General features: G+C 71.2%; 17 protein-coding genes. 15 read left to right on the top strand and 2 right to left on the bottom strand.

The window, feature by feature from the left end; genetic code table 11:
- Positions 1-58 precede the first annotated feature (58 nt).
- The 6 genes from WME85_RS51305 to WME85_RS51280 all read left to right on the top strand — a co-directional run bounded on the left by WME85_RS51305 (position 59) and on the right by WME85_RS51280 (position 5,404).
- Positions 59-676, top strand: coding sequence for a TetR/AcrR family transcriptional regulator (locus WME85_RS51305; protein ID WP_437832919.1), 618 nt, complete (start codon positions 59-61; stop codon positions 674-676).
- A gap of 98 nt (positions 677-774) precedes the next feature.
- The gene (locus WME85_RS51300; protein WP_437832917.1) at positions 775-1,737 is read left to right on the top strand and encodes a class I SAM-dependent methyltransferase; all 963 of its coding nucleotides are present in this window, start codon (positions 775-777) and stop codon (positions 1,735-1,737) included.
- A 143-nt stretch (positions 1,738-1,880) separates the two neighbouring features.
- Complete coding sequence (locus tag WME85_RS51295; protein WP_437832915.1) at positions 1,881-2,966, top strand: hypothetical protein; 1,086 nt, start codon at positions 1,881-1,883, stop codon at positions 2,964-2,966.
- Positions 2,967-3,019: 53 nt separating this feature from the next.
- The gene (locus WME85_RS51290) at positions 3,020-3,637 is read left to right on the top strand and encodes an RNA polymerase sigma factor (RefSeq protein WP_437832913.1); all 618 of its coding nucleotides are present in this window, start codon (positions 3,020-3,022) and stop codon (positions 3,635-3,637) included.
- 49 nt (positions 3,638-3,686) lie between these two features.
- The gene (locus WME85_RS51285; protein ID WP_437832911.1) at positions 3,687-4,511 is read left to right on the top strand and encodes a hypothetical protein; all 825 of its coding nucleotides are present in this window, start codon (positions 3,687-3,689) and stop codon (positions 4,509-4,511) included.
- 65 nt (positions 4,512-4,576) lie between these two features.
- Positions 4,577-5,404, top strand: a complete 828-nt coding sequence (locus tag WME85_RS51280; RefSeq protein WP_437832909.1) for a hypothetical protein — start codon at positions 4,577-4,579, stop codon at positions 5,402-5,404.
- A 314-nt stretch (positions 5,405-5,718) separates the two neighbouring features.
- Here the strand turns inward: WME85_RS51280 and WME85_RS51275 are convergent, their stop codons facing one another.
- A complete protein-coding gene (locus WME85_RS51275) occupies positions 5,719-6,444 on the bottom strand; it encodes an SDR family oxidoreductase (RefSeq protein WP_437832908.1) in 726 nt (241 codons plus the stop codon).
- Positions 6,445-6,865: 421 nt separating this feature from the next.
- On the opposite strand from WME85_RS51275, the gene WME85_RS51270 reads away from it, so the two are divergent.
- From WME85_RS51270 to WME85_RS51230, 9 genes are all read left to right on the top strand, one after another.
- Positions 6,866-7,642, top strand: a complete 777-nt coding sequence (locus tag WME85_RS51270; protein WP_437832906.1) for an ABC transporter ATP-binding protein — start codon at positions 6,866-6,868, stop codon at positions 7,640-7,642.
- Positions 7,639-9,723, top strand: coding sequence for a TonB-dependent receptor (locus WME85_RS51265; RefSeq protein ID WP_437832904.1), 2,085 nt, complete (start codon positions 7,639-7,641; stop codon positions 9,721-9,723). The genes WME85_RS51270 and WME85_RS51265 overlap by 4 nt, the downstream gene beginning before the upstream one ends.
- Positions 9,724-9,761: 38 nt before the next feature.
- Positions 9,762-11,195, top strand: coding sequence for an ABC transporter permease (locus WME85_RS51260; protein WP_437832902.1), 1,434 nt, complete (start codon positions 9,762-9,764; stop codon positions 11,193-11,195).
- Positions 11,192-12,694, top strand: coding sequence for a DUF3526 domain-containing protein (locus WME85_RS51255; RefSeq protein ID WP_437832900.1), 1,503 nt, complete (start codon positions 11,192-11,194; stop codon positions 12,692-12,694). The genes WME85_RS51260 and WME85_RS51255 overlap by 4 nt, the downstream gene beginning before the upstream one ends.
- Positions 12,695-12,697: 3 nt before the next feature.
- Positions 12,698-13,486 carry a methyltransferase gene (locus tag WME85_RS51250; protein WP_437832898.1) on the top strand — a complete coding sequence of 263 codons (789 nt, stop codon included), beginning with the start codon at positions 12,698-12,700 and terminating at the stop codon, positions 13,484-13,486.
- A gap of 14 nt (positions 13,487-13,500) precedes the next feature.
- On the top strand, positions 13,501-14,865 hold the full coding sequence (locus WME85_RS51245; protein ID WP_437832896.1) for an MATE family efflux transporter: 1,365 nt from the start codon (positions 13,501-13,503) through the stop codon (positions 14,863-14,865).
- A gap of 50 nt (positions 14,866-14,915) precedes the next feature.
- Positions 14,916-16,721, top strand: a complete 1,806-nt coding sequence (gene asnB, locus WME85_RS51240) for an asparagine synthase (glutamine-hydrolyzing) (protein WP_437832895.1) — start codon at positions 14,916-14,918, stop codon at positions 16,719-16,721.
- A gap of 318 nt (positions 16,722-17,039) precedes the next feature.
- Positions 17,040-17,876 (top strand): nicotianamine synthase family protein, encoded by an 837-nt coding sequence (locus tag WME85_RS51235; protein WP_437832893.1) that lies wholly within the window; start codon positions 17,040-17,042, stop codon positions 17,874-17,876.
- 53 nt (positions 17,877-17,929) lie between these two features.
- A complete protein-coding gene (locus WME85_RS51230) occupies positions 17,930-19,081 on the top strand; it encodes a methionine aminotransferase (RefSeq protein WP_437832892.1) in 1,152 nt (383 codons plus the stop codon).
- Between the two features lie 35 nt (positions 19,082-19,116).
- On the opposite strand, the gene WME85_RS51225 is transcribed toward WME85_RS51230, so the two are convergent.
- The gene (locus tag WME85_RS51225) at positions 19,117-19,998 is read right to left on the bottom strand and encodes an S-methyl-5'-thioadenosine phosphorylase (RefSeq protein ID WP_437832890.1); all 882 of its coding nucleotides are present in this window, start codon (positions 19,996-19,998) and stop codon (positions 19,117-19,119) included.
- Positions 19,999-20,039: the final 41 nt, after the last annotated feature.

Below are 20,039 nucleotides of genomic sequence, written 5' to 3'. Positions count from 1 at the left end.
GCCGTGTGCGCGGAGGTCAATCGATTTATTTAGCGATCGACACAGAAAGGTCCTGGTGATGGCCGGACGGGGTCGGCCGCGCAGCTTCGACCGGGCCTCCGCCCTGCGGCGGGCGATGGAGGTGTTCTGGGAGCGGGGCTACGAGGGCACGTCGCTCAGCGATCTGACGACCGCGATGGGCATCAACTCGCCGAGCCTCTACGCCGCGTTCGGCTGCAAGGAGGCGCTGTTTCGCGAGGCCGTGTCGCTCTACAGCGAGGTCGAGGGCGCGGCGGTGGCGCGCGCGATGCGCGAGGAGCCGACGGCGCGCCGGGCGGTCGAGGCGATGCTCCGCGGCAACGCGGAGGCTTACGTGAGCCCGGGCAAGCCGAGCGGCTGCATGATCGTGCTCGCCGCGACGCTCGGCACGCAGGAGAGCGAGGCGGTGCGCAGCCACCTCGCCGAGGTCCGGCGGGGCGCGCTCGTCGAGCTCCAGCGCCGGCTCGATCGCGGCGTCGCCGAGGGCGATCTGCCGGCGGGCACCGACACGGCGGCGCTCGCCGCCTTCTACACGACCGTGCTCCAGGGCCTCTCGATCCAGGCCCGCGACGGCGCCTCGCGCGAGGCGCTCCTGGCGGTCGTCGACTGCGCCATGGCGGCCTGGGACGCGCTGGCCAGGCCGCGCGCCGCGGTCTGATCGGGCGCGGCCGCGCCGGCGTCGAGTTGCGTCGAGGGCCGCGGCGGCGATACGTTGACGCCATACCTTCTCTTGAGGCCCGCACGAGGTGCGCTGTCATGGGAAATGAATTCGTCGAGCACCCATCGCATTCGGCCGAGTACTTCGGCGATACGCGCGATGGCTGGTGGAACCGCGATTACGTCGAGCTGCTCGCGCGGAGGTGGGGGCTGAGCCGCGTCCGCGAGGTGCTCGACATCGGGTGCGGCGTCGGCCACTGGGGCCGCGTGCTCGGCGGCGTGCTGCCGCGGGCGGCGCGCGTAACCGGCGTCGACCGCGACCCGGTCTGGGTGGAGAAGGCCACGGAGCGCGCGGCCGCGCGCGGCGAGGGAGAGCGGTTCCGCTATCAGGTAGCTGTCGCCGAGCAGCTGCCTTTCGATGGCGACACGTTCGATCTCGTGACGTGCCAGACGGTGCTCATCCACGCCGCGGATCCGGGCGCGATGCTCTCCGAGATGGTCCGCGTCACCAGGCCAGGCGGCCTCGTCGCGGTGGCCGAGCCGAACAACCTGGCCAGCGCCCTGCTCAGCGCGGCCGTGCTGCAGGCCCCGGTGGACGAGACGCTCGCCCTCGTGCGCTTCCAGCTCCTGTGCGAGCGGGGCAAAGCAGCGCTGGGCGAAGGGAACAACTCCCTTGGCGAGCTCATCCCCGAGCTCTTCGCCAGACACGGGCTCATCGATATCCAGGTCTACCTCAACGACAAGGCGAACGTGATGCTGCCTCCCTATGCTTCCGCGGAGCAGCGCGCGACAGCGGAGGAGCTCTCCGACTTCGCCCGGCGCGACTTCTGCATCTGGAGCCGGCCCGACACGCGCCGCTATTTCCTCGCCGGCGGCGGCGAGGAGCAGGACTTCGAGGCCTGCTGGGCGGCGGCGATGGCGGCGGCCAAGAGGACCGCCGAGGCGATCGCCAGCAAGAGGTACGCGAGCGCCGGCGGCAGCGTCGGCTATGTCGTGTCGGGGACGAAGCCGTCTCCACCTTCGAGCCGCCACATGAACGCTGGCGTCTACCGGAGTCCCTGACATCGCCTGGCGCGGTCCTCGGAAGAGAGGGCATGAACCGCCAGGACGCCAGGAGCACCAAGGAGAGAGTCGCCTGGGGCCGCCATGGGCCGCGCCGGTGGCGGCGGCGCGCCGCCACCGGCGCGTGATAGGGTGCGACGCGCATGCGTACTTCACGCACAGGGGCGCAAGCGCTGCTCTTTGCCCTCGTGATCCCGTGCGTCGCGCCCCTCGCTTCGAGCGCCGCGCGCGCCGACGATCGCCCCTTCGCCTTGCGATGGATGGCCCCCGCCGACTGCCCCTCGGGCGCGGCCGTCGAGGCCGAGATCACCCGGCTCCTCGGGGACCAGGGCCCCGCCTCGAACGGCACCCTCCGGGCGGCGGGCACCGTCACGCCCGTCGGCACCGGGTTCGTGCTGTCCATCGAGATGTCTCGCGACGGATGGCGGAGCGCGCGAACCGTGCGCGGCGCGACGTGCCGTGCGCTGGCCGACGCGGGGGCCCTCATGGTGGCGATGGCGATCGATCCGGAGGTCGCGGCGCGGTCGGACAGCCCAGCGACGGGCGATCGCTCGAGCGCCGGGGCGCGCCTCGCCGATCCCGCCCCGGAGCCCCCGGCCGCCGCGGCTCGAACCGCCGCGCCCACGCCGCCGAGGGTGCCGTCGAGGTCCGCGCCCCCGGCGAGGGGACGCGAGCGGCCGACGGACGGCGCGGCCGAGGGGGCTCCCCTCTTTCGCATCGGGGTCGGCGGCATCGGCGACCTGGGCACGATGCAGCACCTGGGCAGCGCCATCGAGCCGTGGGCCGGCGTCGTCGTCGGCCCCGCGCGGCTGGAGGTCGGGGCATCGTTCTGGGCCAGGAACACGGCGGCGTCCGCAGCCAGACCCCGGAGCGGCGGGACCATCGGTCTCGTCGCCGGCTCGCTCGCGGCGTGCGCCCTCTTGCCGCCCCTTGCGCGCGCCGTCCGGCCGCGCTTCGAGGTCGGTCTGCCTTGCGCCGGCTTCGAGCTCGGCCGCATGCACGCCGAGGGGTACGGCGTGAGCGACCCGGATGAAGGGAACGGCCTGTGGGCGGCCTTGCGCGGCGGCGCGGCGGCGGCGTGGGTCGTCGCGCCGTGGGTGCGCCTGAGGCTCCGTCTCGAGGCGGTGGTGCCGCTCAAGCACCCGCGCTTCGTGCTCGAAGGCGTCGGCGAGGTCCACGAGCCGAGCGTCGCGGCGCGGGCCGCCCTGGGGCTCGAGCTCGCGTTTTGATGGGCGCGGTCGTTTTTCTTCACGGGATCGGCGCGCGCTGGCCATGGGCGAGGGTGGCCGCCCGTGCCTTCACCCTGGGTGCCGATCCTGCCGGGGCGGAGATTGCGCCCCCAGCAGAATCGGCAGACTGCGAGGCAGCGCTCGAGTTCGATGCGATCTACGAGCGCCACTTCGATTTCGTCTGGCGCAACGTGCGCCGGCTCGGCGTCCCGGACTGCCACGCCGACGACGCGGTGCAGGAAGTGTTTCTCGTCGTCCACCGAAAGCTCTCGACGTTCGAGCCCCGCTCCACGCTCCGCGCGTGGCTCTCGGGCATCGTCGCGCGCGTCGCGCGGGAGCACCGGAGGGCCTACGCGCGCAAGAGCCCGCTCGCGAGATCCCTGTCCCCGCCCCTCGATCCCGACCAGGTGGAGAGCGGCGCGGCCGGCTGTGACGAAGCGCTGGCGCAGGCGCAGGCGACGCGGCTCTTGCACACGCTGCTCGAGGGGCTCGACGACAACAAGCGCGCCGTCTTCGTGCTCGCGGAGCTCGAGCAGCTGACGGTGCCGGAGATCGCGGAGGCGACCGGGGCCAACGTGAACACCGTTTACGCGCGCCTCCGGGCGGCTCGCAAGGAGTTCGAGCAGGGCGCGGCGCGCCTGCGGGCGCGCGAAGGGTGGAGGTCGCGATGAACGCGGGGCCCCGGCGCGCGGCGGGAAGCACGCAGAGAGGAGCGGAGGCATGAGTCAGCTCGGGCCCCTGTCGCGATCGATCCTCGAGGCCGCCCGCAACGGCGACCGGAGCACGGCGGCGGACCGCGCGCGCGTGCGCGCGAAGCTCCGCCGGAGCCTGGCCCTCGGCACGGCCGTCACGGCGGGCGGGGCCGCGAAGACGGGCTTCGCGATGGTGTCGGCGAAGGCGGCGCTGCCGTGGGGGATCGTGGCGGTGCTCGCGCCCGCGGCCGTCGTGGCCACGCTGCACACGACGCAGGGCGAGCCGAGGGCCGTCCCGCGCGCGAGCCACGCCGGCGCCGTGGTCGCCGAGCGCGCGCGCGCGGCGGTCGCGGGGCGGCCGGCGCCGAGCGACGACCGCGCGCCCGCGGAGGGGCCGCGCGAGCCGGCTCTGCCGGACGACCGCGCGCCCGCGGAGGGGCCGCGCGAGCCGGCTCTGCCGGGCGAGCCCGCGGAGGCCAGGAAGCTCGACCCGTCGCCGGCGGCGATCGAGCGGCCGAAGACGCCCGGGAGAGCGCCTCGGTCGGCCCCTGTGGGCGGACCGGGAGCGCTGCCCGGGGTGCCGGCAGAAGATCCGCTCGTCGCCGAGACGCGGCGGCTGCGCGAGGTCCACGAATCGCTCCGGCGTGGCGACCCGGAGCGCGCGCTCTCGCTGCTCGACGCCGCGGATGCGGGCGGGCACGAGCTTCAAGAGGAGCGGGCCGCTGCCCGCGTCGTGGCGCTGTGCAACCTCGGCAAGACAGCGGAAGGTCGCGCGGCAATGCTCGATTTCCTGCGGGAGAGCCCCGGCTCGCCGTATTCGGGTCGCGTGCGCTCCGCGTGCGAAGGGAAATGACTCGAGGGGGATTTTCTCACACGGATCGCTCCGCTCGCGGCCATTGGCCAGGGAGAGGAGCGAACATGAAAATCCAGAGGTTCATCAGCGCAGCGGGCCTGACGATCGCGACGGCGATGTTCTCGTGTACTCCCGACATCATCGAGATCGGCCAGGACAATCAACAGATCGCGTGCACCACCGACGCCGAGTGCGGCGAAGGGAGGACGTGCGGCGAGGGCGCGTGCCAGACGAGCTGCGTCACGGACGCGGAGTGCCCTTCGGGGCTCTCCTGCGTGAGCGGCGAATGCGTCGATGGCGCCGCGTCCGGCGCGTGCGTCGCGGACGCGGATTGCCCTTCGGGGCTCTCCTGCGTGAGCGGCGAATGCGTCGAGTGCATCGCGGACGCGGATTGCCCTTCGGCGCTCTCCTGCGTGAGCGGCGAATGCGTCGAGTGCATCGCGGACGCGGATTGCCCTTCGGCGCTCTCCTGCGTGAGCGGCGCCTGCGTCGAGTGCATCGCGGACGCGGATTGCCCTGGGGATGACTTGTGCTCCCGAAATGGCTTCTGCAGCGATGGCGCTGGGTTCTGCACGATCGACGCCGACTGCCCCCTCCGTGGTCAGATCTGCACCGAGGGTGTTTGCGAGGGTCCGGGGGTGCAGGTCTGCGGGCCGGAGTATCCGGAGCCGGAGTACGGGGGGTGCCCTGAAAATTACGTGTGCATCGGTGAGACCTGCAAGTCCACGCAGCCCCCGGTCGACACCGCATGCGTCACAGACGCAGATTGCCCCTTATTTTGCGGCAAAAGTGGTGTCTGCAGTAATGGCATCAACTCCTGCACGACCGAGGCCGACTGCCCTGTGGATGGTCAGTCCTGCGAAGGTGGCAGGTGCACGCGTCCGGGGGCGTGAGGCGCAGAGCTGCACGTCGGACGTGGAGTGCCCTGAAAACCACGTGTGTATAGAGGAGCTCGGCCAGCCCACGCGGTGATGCCGCGTCGTCACGCTCCCCCGACCCTCCGACAGGAGCGACGGATCGCGCCCGTTCGCCAGCACAGCTTCGTCCTTCGGCGGCGAGGCGCTAGGACACCGATCACGTTGATCAAGCGAGAGATGAACCGCCAAGACGCCAAGAACGCCAAGATAGGATTCTCTTCTTGGCGTCCTTGGCGTCTTGGCGGTTCGAATTGCTGCGCTTTTCAGGCAGCTTCAACCCGTTTGTCGCTCTAGGTGGCCTCGTTCATCGGCCGCATCACGATCTGCACGATGCGCGATCGGTCGCGCGGCAGCGCGGCGAGCACCACGGCCTCCGCCACGTCCTCGGCGGTGGAGAAGCCCTGCATGCGCTCCGAGCCGGCGGTCCGGCCGTCGCCGATCGCGAAGTGGGTCTCGACGCCGCCGGGGCAGACGGCGCTCACCTTGATGTTCTCCTGCCAGAACTCGCGGTCGAGCGCCTGCGTCAGGCCGACCTGCGCGAACTTGGACGCGCAGTAGATCGCCTCGTTCGGGTAGCCCTGGAGGCCGGCGACGCTGGCGACGTTGATGATGTGGCCGCCGCCCTGGCGGCGCATGTGGGGGATGACCTCGCGGCAGAAGAGCCAGGTCCCCTTCATGTTCGTCGCCATGATGCGGTCGTAGTCGTCCTCCGACCACTCGAGGAACGGCCGGTAGCCGCCGATGCCCGCGTTGTTGACGAGGATGTCGACCCGCCCGAGCTCGCCGACCGCCCGCTCCACGCACGCGGCGACCGACGCGGCGCGGGTGACGTCGGCCTCGATCATCAGCCCTCGGCCGCCCGCCGCGCGGAGCTCCCGCTCGAGCGCGTCCAGGTCGGCCGCGGTGCGCGCCACCCCGACCACGACGGCCCCCTCGCGGCTCAGCGCCAGCGCGCTGGCCCTCCCGATCCCCCTGCTCGCCCCGGTGATGAGCGCGATCTTGTCCTTCAGGCGCACGGTCTCCCCTCTCTGCGACGCGCAGCGTGGAGCGAAGCGCCGCTCCCCCCGCGCCCGCGGCGGCACCGTATCACGCCCGCGGCGCGCCGGCGCGCGGCCGGTACGCGGCGCGTCTCGCGGAGCGCCGCCCTCGAGCCAGGTCCGCGCACGGTCGCCCTCGCTCCCCGGGTTGGCCCTGATGACGAGCGTCCGGAGCGCACGGACCCGCCGACGCGCCGACGCGCAGGAGAGTAGCGCTCATGCGACGTGGACAGGGGCGAGGCTCGCTCGATCTGCCGCCCGCGCCGCCTTCGCCGCCCGCACCGCCTCGACGCGGTCGATATGCCATCCGGATGTAGATGCATCACATTTGCAATTGACTTTCAGTTGAGCCGATCGCATAGGGTGCGCCGCCGGCGGCGATGGCCCCGGCGGCATTCTCATGCTCACAGCGAAGAAACTTTCGAAGTCCTACGGGGGCGTCCCCGCGCTCGACGCGCTCGATCTCGAGGTCCCGGCCGGAGAGGTGTTCTGCCTCCTCGGCCCGAACGGCGCGGGCAAGACCACCACGCTGAACCTCTTCCTCGGGTTCGCGAGGCCTTCCTCCGGCGCGGCGTACGTGGCCTCCGCCCACGTGGAGCCCGACCCCATCGCGGCCCGGCGGCGGATCGCCTACGTCCCGGAGCAGGTGCGGCTCTATCCGCACCTCAGCGGCTGCGAGAACCTCGCTTATTTTCTCGGCCTGTCCGAGGCGCGCGTGCCCCCCTCCGCGGAGCTGTCGCGGCTGCTCACCGCGGCCGGGCTGCCCGAGGGCGCCGTGCACCGCGCGGCGAGCGGCTACTCCAAGGGCATGCGGCAGAAGGTCGTCCTCGCCCTCTCTCAGGCGAAGGGCGCCAGCGCCCTGCTCCTCGACGAGCCGACCTCGGGCCTCGATCCGGGCGCTGTCCGCGAGCTCTGCGCCGCGATCCGGCGCGAGAGCGACCGCGGCGCGGCCGTGCTGATGGTGACCCACGACCTCGGCGCCGTCGCGAGCATCGCGCGCCGGATCGGCGTCATGAAGGCCGGCCGGCTGGTCGAGGTCGCGATCGCCGCCGGGCTGTCCGAGGCCGACATCCTCTCGCTGTACCGCCGCCACTTCGACCCCCCCGGCGACGCGACTCCCCAGCTCCCCTCGCGCCACGGCGCGCCCGCCGGGCCCGCCCCCGAGGCCCTGCTGTGACCCCGCGCGCGCGCACCTCCGGGCTCGCCAGCGCGCTCGTCGCGCTCCTCTCGGCCTCCGCCGCCGCGGCCGCGCCCCCCGCAGACGCCGCCGCGGCGCCGGACGCCGCTGCCATGCTCGGCGAGGAGGTCGTCGTCATCGGCCAGCGCATCGGACCGCTCGACAGCGCCGACGTCGTGACCTCGGTCGATATCCTCGGCGGCGAGGAGATCCAGAATCAGAGCACCGCCGAGCCGCTCGAGCTGCTCCGGCGCGTGCCGGCGGTCTACGTCGAGTCCTTCAACCAGGGCATCATCAACGCCGACGTGGGGCTCCGCGGCTTCAACACGCAGGGCGACGTCGCCCACACGAAGCTCCTCATCGACGGCATCCCCAGCAACCACCACGTCGGCCTCCCCGACATGAAGGCCGTGTTTCCGCTCGAGATCGAGCGGATCGAGGTCGTCAAGGGCACGAACGACCCGCGCTACGGGCTCAACAACGTCGCTGGCAACATCCACGTCGTCACCCGAAAGACCGGGAACGAGCGGATCGCCCGGCTCCTCGCCGGGAGCTTCTGGACCGTGGAGCCCCAGGTGCTCGTCGCGAACGAGCGCGGCGCGCTGAGCCAGACCTACTTCGCGGGCTACCGCGGCTCGGACAGCTACCGCGATCACGCGCGCTCCGACAAGGTCGCCGGCTCTGCCAAGTGGTTCTACGAGCCGTCCAGGCAGCTCAGGATCGGGCTCATCCTGCGGGGCATGCTCCTCGACGCGGACGCCCCCGGCTACCTGTCCGCGGAGGACGCGCGCGCGCGCCCCACAGCCTCACCCGCCTATTCGGCGACCGACGGCGGCCGGCAGGCGACCCTCCACGCGAGCGTGCATCTGGATCACGAGCTCACCGAGGGCCTCTCCTGGCAGCTGAAGGCCTATGGCCAGGCGTTCCTGCGGGACCGCTGGGTGAAGTTCGACCCGGACCTCGATCAGCAGCTCCGGATCGAGGACGACCGGCAATACGGCGCGATCTCGGTGCTCACCTACCGGGCGCGCGAGCCGCGGGCGCTCGACCTCACCGTCGAGTGGGGCGTCGACTACCAGCTCCAGGACAGCAGATACCAGCGCATCCCCACGGTGGACCGCGCGCGGCAGGGCGCCGCCTTCCGCGACGAGGACTTCGACCTCCACGCCGCCGGTTCTTACCTGCAGGCGAGCGCGCGCCCGCTCGAGCCGATCAAAATCGTGGCCGCGCTGCGGGCCGACCGCCTCGCCGGCGCGGGCAGCTTCCTCGAGCAGCCCGAGGGAGAGGCGCCCCGCAGGGTCGACCATGGCCTCAACGACTACGGCTTCATCTTGCAGCCCAAGGCGAGCGTCCTGGTGACGCCGGTGAAGGGGCAGAGCGTGTATGCCAACTACGGTCGCTCGTTCCAGATCGGCACGGGCAAGGGCGCGTACGCCACCCAGGGCACGCCGCTCGATCCGTCGATCAACGACGGCTGGGAGGTCGGCTACCGCTCGAGCCTCTCCCCCTGGCTCAAGAGCCACGTCGCGTACTGGGAGCAGCGCGCGAGCGGCGAGGTGCGGGACAAGGGGGACGGCTCCGGCGACGCCGAGAACGTCGGCAAGACGCTGCGCCGCGGCTTCGATGTCGAGCTCGCGCTGCGCCCGTTCGATTTCCTCTCCGTGTGGGGCGCGTTCAGCCGCGCCATCTCCGAGCAGGTCGAGCCGGGCCCGGCGCTCGCCGCGAACAAGGGCAAGGAGCTCGACCACGTCCCGAGCTTCAGCGCGAAGGCCGGGATCGACGTTCACCCCACGCAGGAGCTGCTCGTCTCGCTCTTTTGCTACGCGCAGGGCGATTACTACCTGAACAAGGAGAACACCACCGAGGAGAACGGCTCGCGAAAGGTCGGCGACTACGTCGTCCTCAACGCGAGCGCGGCCTACGACGTGTCCGAGTCGATCGCGCTCGGCGTCGAGGCGCACAACCTGCTCGACCGGTCGTACGACACGTCCATCTGGTACAAGGACTTCGGCGCCGCCGGGGCCCAGCACAACCCGGGCGACGCTCGCTCGGCGTACGTGACTGGCACCCTGAGCTTCTGAGGCGCCGCGGTCCGACGAGACCCACAGGGAGTCAGCGCATGAGAGCCCTCTCGACAGCGGCGCGGCACGAGGCCATCCGCGCGCTGCGCAACCGCACCGTCCGCATCGCCGCCGCGCTCGTCGCGGCGCTCCTCGTCGCCGCCTTCCTGCTCGAGGCGGCGAGGCACACCGAAGAGGCCCGCCAGCGCGCGGCCTTCCAGGAGCTGGTCCACCGCCAGTGGGTCGAGCAGCCCGATCGCCACCCGCACCGCGCCGCCCATTATGGGTCCTTCGCCTTCCGCGACCCGAGCCCCCTCGGCTTCTTCGATCCCGGCCTCGAGTCCTTCGCCGGCACCTCGATCTTCCTCGAGCCGCACCAGCGCAACACGCTGAGCTTCAGCGAGGCCGCGCAGTCGAGCGAGCTCGCGCGCTTCGGCACGCCGAGCGCGGCCTTCGTCCTCCAGGTGCTGCTCCCGCTGCTCATCTTCTGCATGACGTTCGCCAGCGTCGCCGGAGAGCGCGAGTCGGGGACATGGCGCCTCGCCGTCTCCCAGGGCGTCGACGCGCGCGTCCTCATCGCCGGGAAGGTCCTCGGAACGCTGCTCGCCGTCGCGCTGTGGCTCGCGCCGCTCCTCGCGCTCGCGCTCGCGGGCGCGCTGCTCACGGGCGTGCTCGACGGCTCCAGCGACACGCTCCTCCGCGCGGCCGGGCTCGCGGGCGGCTACGCCGTTTATCTGGCGGCCTGCACGGCGCTCGGCGTGCTCGTCTCGTCCTTCCACCGCCGCGCGCAGGGCGCCCTCCTGACGCTGCTCGGCCTGTGGGTCGCGCTCTGGATCGTCGTGCCGCGGCTCGCCACCCAGGCCGCGAGCCGCCTCCACCCCACGCCGTCGCGGGCGCAGGTCGAGCTCGACCTCGCGCGCGCGATGCGCGACGTGGGAGACAGCCACGACCCGAGCAACCCCCATTTCCAGGAGCTCCGGCGCCGCACCCTGGCCGCGCACGGCGCCTCGCGCGTCGAAGACCTTCCGGTCAACTACGGCGGCGTCGTCATGCGCGAGGGGGAGAAGGTCACCACCGCGGTGTTCAACGATTACTACACGCGCCTGTTCGAGGCGCACCGCGCCCAGGACGGGCTCGCGCTCCGCGCCGGCCTGTTCACGCCGCTGCTCGCGATCCGGTCGTTCTCGATGGGGCTCGCCGGCACCGACGCGCATCACCTCGTCGACTTCGAGGAGCAGGCCGAGGCGCACCGCTATGCCTTCAGCCAGCACCTGAATCAGCTGCACATCACGAAGATCCGCTGGCAGAACGACAAGGCGCAGCGGGTCGATCGGGCGGAGTGGAGCGAGTTCGCCCCGTTCCAGCACAGGAGGCCTCCCGCCGCGTGGGCGCTGTCCCGCGTCGCGCCCGCGGGCCTCGCCGTGCTCGCGTGGGCGGCGGCGCTCTCGCTCGGCGTCGCGCTCTTCACCCGCCGCCACGGAGAGGCGTCATGAGCTCCTTTCTCGCACCTTTTCACGTGCGTGCGCGCCTGGAGCTCCGCCAGCTGCTCCGCGCGCGGATGCTCCTCGTCTCCGTCCTCCTCCTGCTCGCCGCCGGCGTCGCCGCCATCGTGGACGGCGCGGCCCGCGTCGCCCACGAGCGCGAGGTCATCGCGGCGCTCGAGCCAGCGCTCAGAGAGGAGGAGAGCTACCTCCGCAAGACGCACGCGCCGGAGGACGACCTCGGCCTCGTCCTCTACTACCTCGCGATGCCGATCGCGCACGAGCCGAACGAGTGGACGGCGCTCTCGACCGGGCTGCGCGACGTCCACCCGTACAGCCGGCACCTGCGCTTCATCGGCCTCGTGCCCCAGCTCTATCAGACCGACATCGCCAATCCGCTCAAGCAGCTCTCCGGCAGCTTCGATCACGGGTTCGTCCTCATCTTCCTCTTCCCGCTCTTCATCATCGGCGTGAGCTACGATGTCCGGTCGCGCGACGACGACCTCGGCACGGAGCCGCTCGTCTGCTCCCAGCCGACGCGCCTGTCCCGCCTGCTCGCCCTCCGCCTCGCCCTGCGGGCCGCGCTGGTCTCCGCCGTCGCGCTCGCGCTGCTCGCCTTCGCCGTCGCCTGGCTCCGCCTCCCGCTCGACGCGCGCGCTGGCGCCTTCGCGCTCGCGTCGCTCGCGTACATCGCGCTCTGGTTCGTCGTCGTGTTCCTCGTGGCCTCCTTGCGCCGCTCGTCCGCGTGGAACGCCATCTCGCTCGTGGGCGCCTGGATCTCGTGGTGCGTCCTCTTGCCCGCGCTCGTCAACCTCGCGATCATCACCGGCTCTCCCGCCCGCGGCGGCGTCGAGGTCACGCTCGCGCAGCGGCAGGAGATGAACGCCGGCTGGGACCGGCCGAAGCGCGCCACCCTCGATCCGTTCTTCGCGCGGCGGCCCGAGTGGGCCTCCACCCCGGTGCCGGAAGACCGCTTCTCCTGGCCCTGGTACTACGCCATGCACGAGGTGGGCGACGCGCACGTCGCCCGGCAGGTCGAGGACTACCACGCTGCGCTCGCGCGCCGGGACCAGTGGACCGCGCGGGCCGCCCTCGTGCTGCCGCCGCTCGCGCTGGAGCTCGTGCTCGACCGGATGGCTGGCACGGACATGGCCACGGAGCTCGCCTTCAGGGACAGCATCGCCGCCTACCACGAGCAGCTCAAGCGGTACTTCTATCCGCTCGTCTTCAACGACAAGGGCCTCGCCGCGTTCGACATCGACGCCGTCCCGCGCCACAGCTTCGACGGCGCCCCGCGGCCCTTGCACCTCTCCGGCCTCGCGGGGCTGCTCGGCGTCCTCGCGCTGCTCGGCGCCATGCTCCCGCTGGCCGTCCGCCGCCTCGATGCGACGCCGTGGCTCGAGGAGGCGGGCGCCTCGGGCGCGAGATCTGCCCGGCCCGCCGCCGGCCGGGACCCGTCGAGTGACCGTTACACGCTGCTGACCCGCGACGGGAAAGCACGGGAGATGTGAGCCATGGAGAGTCAAACGCCGCGGATCGAGGACATTCACGGTCTGGCGCTGGCCACGCGCGAGGTCGCCGCGCTCGCCGAGCCGATCAGGCAATTCTATCGCTCCCTGCCGCCCATGCTCTCCGCCGAGGAGATCGAGCAGGTCAACCGGGGCACCAGGGTCCTGGGAGGCGATTACGTCTACCGCCGGCTCGCGTTCGCTGTCCCGCACGGCGTCCTCGTGCCGGGCGGGACGAGCGAGGTGATCTTCGACGCCCTCCACGACGGGCTCGTCGAGACGCAGGGCGCCTCGGTGGTCGTGATGGGGTGCGGGGCGGGTGTCGAGCCCGTCCTCGCGCGGCAGCGCGGCGCCCGCGAGATCCACGCGATGGACATCCACGAAGCGAGCGTCGCGTCGAGCCTCGCGAGCTTCGAGCGGCACACCGGGCCGCGCGACCCCGGAAGGCACCACTTCCTGGTCTCGGATCTCTTCTCCGCGCTGCCCTCCGGGCGGCGCGCCGACGTGATCGTCTTCAACCCGCCCGCGAACCCGCTGCGCTCCGACGATCCCGATCTCACGCGGGTGAACTTCTCGGGCTCCGCGATCATGGTGCGCTTCTTCGATGAGATCGCCTCTCGAGAGCTGCTCGCGCCGGGGGGCAGGGTCGTCACCGTGCTCTCGAACGCCAGCAACCTGAAGGGCATCACGGCGCACGCGCTGCGCCGGGGCTTCAAGCCCGAGCTCCTGAGGCGGAAGACGTGGCCCGCTCCCTACGACAAGATCCTGACACACCTCCTCTCCTTCACGCTGTGATGAGCGCTGGATCGATGGCCCAGCACCGCACGCAGCCCCGCCAGGAGGCCTTGAGCTTCGGGTCGTACTGGAAGCTCGCGCTCCCCCTGACCCTCGCCGGCCTGTCGGGGCCGATCATGAACGCCACCGACACCGCCGTCATGGGGCACTTCGGCGACGCGACCACGATGGGGGGAGTCGCCGTCGGCAGCCAGATCTTCAACACCCTTTACTGGCTCCTCGGCTTCTTCCGGACCAGCACGAGCGGCTTCGCAGCCCAGGCGCGCGGAGCCGAGGACCGCCAGGAGGCCGCGTTGCACCTGTTCCGCCCCCTGGTCTTCGCCGGCCTGGTCGGCTGCGTCTTTCTGCTGCTGCAGGGGCCCCTCGGGGCCGCCGGGCTCGACCTCATGGGGGCCCACGGACGGGTCGAGTCCCACGCGGCGGCCTACTACGAGGCGCGCATCTGGGGGGCTCCCGCGGTGCTGATGGGCTACGTGGTCGCGGGCTGGCTCATCGGCATGGCCGAGGTGCGCTGGGCGGTGCTGCTCTATGTCGGGATGGACCTGCTCAACCTCGTCCTCACCGTCTCCTTCGTCACGGCGCTCGACCTCGGGGTGAGCGGCGTCGCCTGGGCCACCGTGCTGGCCGAGGTGGCCAAGGTCCTCGTCGGCTTCCTGGTGATCTGGCGCAAGGGCCACCTGCGCGGCGTCCATCTCCGGTGGCGGCACCTCGTCGATCTCCAGGCCATCACCCGCATGTGGCGGGTGAACAGCGACGTCCTCGTGCGAACGACCTGCCTGCTCGGCGTCTTCGGCTGGATCACCCGCCAGAGCGCGCTCCTCGGCCCCGAGGTCCTGGCCGTCAACGCGATCCTCATGCACATGCAGCTCGTCATCTCCAGCGCGCTGGGCGGGCTGGGGAACACCGCGGGCATGCTCGCCGGCCAGGCGATAGGGGCCCAGTCCCGCGAGCGCTTCCATGACACGATCCGGCTCTCGTTCTGGACGGCCTCGCTGTCCGCGCTGGCGCTCAGCCTCGCGTGCCTCGTCGCGCAGCCGGCCATCCTCGGGCTGTTCACGCCGCTCGCGTCAATCGCGCAGATGACGGGCCGCTACTTCGTCTGGATGGTCCTGTTCCCGGTCGCCATCTTCTGGAGCATGATCCTCGAGTGCGTGTTCACGGGCGCGACCCGGGCCGGTCCCGTCCGAAATTCGCTGCTCGCCGCCACCCTGGTCTTCTTCGTCACCTGGCCTGTCTTCTCGACCCGCTGGGGCAACCACGGGCTCTGGATGGCCTTCCTCCTGTTCAGCCTGACGCGCTCTGTCTATCTCCACCTGGCGCTCCCGAGGCTCCTGCCCGCGGCGTTCCCGGCGCGCCCTCGAGAGCCCGTCACCGCCTGACGCCCCCTTCCGGACCGCGCTCCGTCCACCTTCATCCAGGAGAGTGCTCGATGTGTTCGATCGCTGGGGTCTTCAACAAGAAGCGGCCCATCGGCGCCGCGCAGCACGACGAGATGGCGTCGCTCCTCGAAGCGATGCACCACCGCGGGCCGGACGCGCGGGGCGCCGTGCAATGCGCGAGCTGGGCGCTCCTCGGCAGCAACCGGCTGCGCATCACCGACGCCGGGAACCCCGGCGCGGACATGCCGCTCACCTCGACCGATGAGCGCCTCACCATCGTCTTCAACGGCGAGATCTACAACCACCGCGACCTGCGCGCGCGGCTGTCGCGGTTCCCGTTCAGGACCGCCTCGGACACCGAGGTCATCCTCGCGGCGTACGAGGCCTGGGGGCTGGCCTGCGTGGAGCAGCTCGAGGGCATGTTCGCCTTCGCCCTGTTCGACAGCGCGACGCAGACAGGGCTCATCGCCTGCGACCCCACCGGGCAGAAGACCGTTTACCTGTGGGAGGACGACGACGCCCTGGTCTTCGCCTCGGAGATCGACCCGCTCATCAAGGACCCCTACCGCAGGAAGGACTGGGACCTCGACGGCCTCGCGGAGTTCACCGCGCACCGCTTCATCCTCGGCAGCGCCACGCACGTACGGCAGATCCGCAAGCTCGAGTCCGGCACCTGGCTGACCAGGACGCCCGAGCGGCAGGAGACGGGGCGCTTCTACCGGATCCCGCGCGGCGACCTGACGAGGGACGACGTCCCCGCGATCAAGCAGGAGATCAGGAATGCCGTCGTCGACGGCTGCCGCCGGACGTTCGATCTCGAGGTACCCCATGGCCTCCTGCTGAGCGGCGGCATCGACTCCACGGCCGTCCTCGCCGCGGCCCGCCGCGCCGGCCTGCCGATGAAGACGTTCTCCGTCGGCTTTCGGCCGACGGGTCAGCTCCTCCCGAAGAGCACCAGCGTCTTCGACGAGTTCGCCTACTCGAGAGCGCTGGCCCGGGAGCACTCCGCGCAGCACACCGAGATCACCCTGTCGGACACCGATTACTGCGCTTACCTCGACCGGTGGATCGAGACCGCCGGCGAGCCGCTGGGGTCCCAGGAGGCGCCCTGCCTCATCCGGCTCTTCGAGGAGGCCGGGCGAGAGACGCGCGTCATCTTCTCCGGAAGCGGGCCCGACGAGCTCTTCGACGGCTACTCCTACGGCCGGGCGATGGCGGACGTGCCCCTCCCCGAGCTCGCCGAGCGCTACTACGCCACGTTCCACTGGTCCGGAAAGGCCGATCTGAGGCAGCTCATGCCTCACCACGACGCCGCGCGCCTGACGGCCAGCAAGTACCGCCAGATCCTCTCGCTCTACAGCGACTGGCCGCTCGACAGCCTGCAGGCCGTGCAGCTCCTGCACTTCCACGGCCGGCTCGCCGTCTACGAGTTCCGGCAGATGGACCTCATCAGCATGCGCCACAGCGTCGAGGCCCGCTCGCCCCTCGCGAGCACCGAGCTCGTCCGCGTCGCCTTCGATTTCCAGGGCGAGCTGAAGCAGCTCGACGGCTCGGAGAAGGGAATCTACAAGCAGGCGCTCGCCGACCTCGTCCCTCCGGTGATCGCCTCGCGCAAGAAGCAAGGGTTCCCCATCCCCGCAGAGATGTGGTTCTCGAGGCCGTTCGCGGAGAGGGCTGCCATCCTCTTCGACCAGGGCTCTGTGCTGAGCAGCGCCGGCCTCATCGACCAGAGATACATGAGGAGGCTCTGGGAGGATCCGGACCCGGCCACGCGCAACCTGTTCTCCCGCCTGTACACGGCCGAGGGCATCCTCCGGCGCCAGGCCCCGTATCTGGCGCCCTCGCTGGCCGCCTGATCCCAGGCGCACCGGGACGGGAAGTGACAGCCCAGCCGCAACGCTCGCGCCTGTTAAACGCAATCCATTTGCAATTGACATTTAGTTGTTTATGACGCATAAGTGGCCTGCCAGCGCCGGCGGCCCCGGCATGCTTGCGGCGCAGCATGCCTCCGGAGCCGCGCGGAGGAGCGCCTCGCGCGCGGCGCGCCTGGCCTCGAGATGAGGACGCCGCGGCGCGGCTCCGCGCCCTCCTGCCGGCGGCTTACGAGGGGAGCGCCGCTCCCCTGCCCTGGCACTCCGACCCTGACGAACGGCTCTGCTGATCTGGAGGGCAACATGAACACGGCCATCGATTCTTCGCTTTCGACACGCATTCACCGCATCTACAACGAGCTCGCGAGCATGGGCTCCCTCGAGCCGAGCCAGCGGGTGAACCACCTGTTCAGCGAGCTCGTGAGCATCTCCATGTCCCGCTCGCGCGGCGAGGCCGACGAGGTGCTCGGAGATCCCGTCGTGAGCGCGATCCGGGAGGGCCTCTGGCGCGTCTGCTCGCGCGGCGAGTACGAGCTGGAGCGCCACTGGGCGCGGCGCATCGCAGCCGCGGACGACCCGGCGGCCGAGCTCCGGAGCTTTCCGTACGCGGTGAACTACGAGAAGCTGACCCGGCTCGAGCTCTCCAGCCTGCGGGGCGCGCGCGACGAGCCGCCGCGGCGCGTGCTGTTCATCGGCTCCGGTCCGCTGCCCTTCACCTCCATCCTGCTCGCCGAGCGCCTCGGTCTCCCGGTCAGCAACATCGACGTGGACGAGCAGGCGTGCGCCGACGCCCGCGCGCTCGCGCGTCGGCTCGGGCTCTCGGACAGGCTCAGCTTCGCCTGCGCCGACGCCCTGGCCTGCTCCGACCTCTCGGAGTTCGACTGCGTGTTCCTCGCGGCGCTCGTCGGCATGAACCGGCGCGAGAAGAGCCGCCTGCTCCACCACCTCCACGGGGTGATGCGCCCGGGCGCGCTGCTCCTCGTCCGCAGCTCGCAGCGACTACGCACGCTGCTTTACCCCGAGGTCGACATCCATGGAATGGCGCCATTCGAGCCGCTCCTGGAGATCCATCCGCACGACGAGGTGATCAACTCGGTGATCATCGCGGAGCGGCCGGAGCACGATCGGATCGCCGGCTGAAGCGGTGACATGCTAAGGTCCCGGCCAGTCAGCGCCCGGCCGCGGAATCGATCATGACCACGCCTCTGCCCCCCTCGAAGCTGCCGTCGACCGGCGTCAGCATCTTCACGGTGATGACGCGCCTCGCGAACGAGCACGGCGCCATCAACATCTCGCAAGGCTTTCCGGATTTCGACTGCGCGCCGGAGCTGGTCGAGACCGTCGCCCGCCACATGCGCGCCGGCCACAACCAGTATGCCCCCATGCAGGGCGTGCTGGCGCTGCGCGAGGCGCTCTCCGCGAAGATCGAGCGGCTCTACGGCCGCCGCTACGATCCGGGGACCGAGATCACGATCACCTCGGGCGCGACCGAGGGCATCTTCAGCACGCTGACCGCGTTCGTCCGGCCCGGGGACGAGGTCATCCTGTTCCAGCCCTGCTACGACTCCTACGCGCCGGCCGTGCAGCTCAACGGCGGCACGCCCGTGTTCGTCACGCTCCGCTATCCTGAGTACCGCGTCGACTGGGACGAGGTGCGGCGCGCGCTCACGCCGCGGACCCGGCTCTTGCTCATCAACTCGCCGCACAACCCGACCGGCACGATGCTGTCGGCCGACGACATGCGCGAGCTCGCGCGGGTGCTGGACGGGACCGACGCCCTCGTCGTCGGCGACGAGGTGTACGAGCACATCCTCTTCGACGCGCGCCGGCACGAGAGCCTCGCGCGGTATCCGGAGCTGGCCGACCGCTCCGTGGTCATCAGCTCGTTCGGGAAGACGTACCACACGACCGGCTGGAAGGTGGGCTATTGCGCGGCGCCGCAGCCGCTCTCGGCCGAGATCCAGCGGGTACACCAGTTCGTGACGTTCGCGGTGAACGCGGCCATCCAGCTCGCGTATGCCGAGGTCGTCACGCGCGATCCGCTCGCCGCCGATCTCGCCCCCTTCTACCAGGCGAAGCGCGACCGGTTCCTGAAGCTCATCGAGGGCTCGCGATTCCGGCCTCTGCCGTGCGAGGGCACGTATTTCCAGCTCGTCGATTACTCCGCGATCACGACCGAGCGAGACGCCGATTTCGCGCTGCGCCTCATCCGCGAGCACGGCGTAGCCTCCATCCCGATCTCCCCGTTCCTCTCCGGCGTCGAGCCCGGGCCCGTCCTGCGGTTCTGCTTCGCCAAGCGGGACGAGACGCTCGAGCGCGCGGCGGAGCGGCTGCGCCGGGTCTGAGGGGCGGCGCCCCGCGGGCTCGCCGACGGCCTCCCTCAGCGCAGCACGCGGCCGGCGACCGCGGAGAGCCGCTCGACGAGCGCGGGATCGCGCGCCTCCGGGGCCGTGATGATCGCGCTGTCCAGCGCCGTCTGGCAGCCGTGGCGGCAGGGGCCCTGGTGGCTGCCGAGCAGCGGCACCACGTTCCTCACCAGCGCGCGCGCCCTGTCCGCGTTGCGGTGCAGCGCGGAGACCACCTCGTCCACGCTGACAGCCTCGTGGTCCGGGTGCCAGCAATCGAAGTCGGTCACCATGGCCACGGTCGCGTAACAGAGCTCCGCCTCCCGGGCGAGCTTGGCCTCGGGCATGTTCGTCATGCCGATGACGTCGCAGCCCCAGCTCCGGTACAGCTCGCTCTCGGCGAGCGAGGAGAACTGCGGGCCCTCCATCACGAGGTACTTGCCGCCGCGCCTCACAGTGATGTCGAGGCCCTCGCAGGCGGCCATCACCGCGTCGCCCAGCCGCGGGCACACCGGCCTCGCCATGGACACGTGCGCCACCACGCCCGTGGAGAAGAAGCTCTTGTGACGCGCGAACGTGCGATCGATGAACTGGTCCACCACCACGAAGGTGCCCGGCAGCAGGTCCTCGCGCAGGCTGCCCACCGCGGACAGCGAGAGGACATCCGTGACGCCGCTGCGCTTGAGCGCGTCGATGTTCGCCCTGAAGTTGATCTCCGACGGCGGGATGCGATGGCCGCGGCCGTGCCGCGGCAGGAACACCACGCGGTGGCCGTGCAGCGTGCCGAAGCACAGCTCGTCCGAGGGGTCGCCGAAGGGCGAGGACACCTTGCGCCAGGTGACCTCGCTCAGGCCGTCAATCTGGTACAGGCCGCTGCCGCCGAGGACGCCGAGCACGGGTGTGGGGGTTCGCAACATGTGGAGCTCCTGGGATTGTCACGCGGATCGAAGGTCCGTGA

Source organism: Sorangium sp. So ce1153 (genome assembly GCF_051521595.1).
Taxonomy (GTDB): Bacteria; Myxococcota_A; Polyangia; order Polyangiales; family Polyangiaceae; genus Sorangium.
Note: the sequence above shows the minus strand (reverse complement) of the source record. Positions and strands in the feature narration are given on the sequence as shown.

Bases quoted from the DNA above. Each gene is read 5' to 3' on its own strand.
- WME85_RS51280 (WP_437832909.1), top strand. From the start codon at position 4,577: ATGAAAATCCAGAGGTTCATCAGCGCAGCGGGCCTGACGATCGCGACG.
- WME85_RS51255 (WP_437832900.1), top strand. From the start codon at position 11,192: ATGAGCTCCTTTCTCGCACCTTTTCACGTGCGTGCGCGCCTGGAGCTC.
- WME85_RS51230 (WP_437832892.1), top strand. From the start codon at position 17,930: ATGACCACGCCTCTGCCCCCCTCGAAGCTGCCGTCGACCGGCGTCAGC.
- WME85_RS51225 (WP_437832890.1), bottom strand. From the start codon at position 19,998: ATGTTGCGAACCCCCACACCCGTGCTCGGCGTCCTCGGCGGCAGCGGC.
- WME85_RS51285 (WP_437832911.1), top strand. From the start codon at position 3,687: ATGAGTCAGCTCGGGCCCCTGTCGCGATCGATCCTCGAGGCCGCCCGC.
- WME85_RS51250 (WP_437832898.1), top strand. From the start codon at position 12,698: ATGGAGAGTCAAACGCCGCGGATCGAGGACATTCACGGTCTGGCGCTG.
- WME85_RS51295 (WP_437832915.1), top strand. From the start codon at position 1,881: ATGCGTACTTCACGCACAGGGGCGCAAGCGCTGCTCTTTGCCCTCGTG.
- WME85_RS51235 (WP_437832893.1), top strand. From the start codon at position 17,040: ATGAACACGGCCATCGATTCTTCGCTTTCGACACGCATTCACCGCATC.
- WME85_RS51305 (WP_437832919.1), top strand. From the start codon at position 59: ATGGCCGGACGGGGTCGGCCGCGCAGCTTCGACCGGGCCTCCGCCCTG.
- asnB (WP_437832895.1), top strand. From the start codon at position 14,916: ATGTGTTCGATCGCTGGGGTCTTCAACAAGAAGCGGCCCATCGGCGCC.
- WME85_RS51300 (WP_437832917.1), top strand. From the start codon at position 775: ATGGGAAATGAATTCGTCGAGCACCCATCGCATTCGGCCGAGTACTTC.
- WME85_RS51260 (WP_437832902.1), top strand. From the start codon at position 9,762: ATGAGAGCCCTCTCGACAGCGGCGCGGCACGAGGCCATCCGCGCGCTG.
- WME85_RS51270 (WP_437832906.1), top strand. From the start codon at position 6,866: ATGCTCACAGCGAAGAAACTTTCGAAGTCCTACGGGGGCGTCCCCGCG.
- WME85_RS51245 (WP_437832896.1), top strand. From the start codon at position 13,501: ATGGCCCAGCACCGCACGCAGCCCCGCCAGGAGGCCTTGAGCTTCGGG.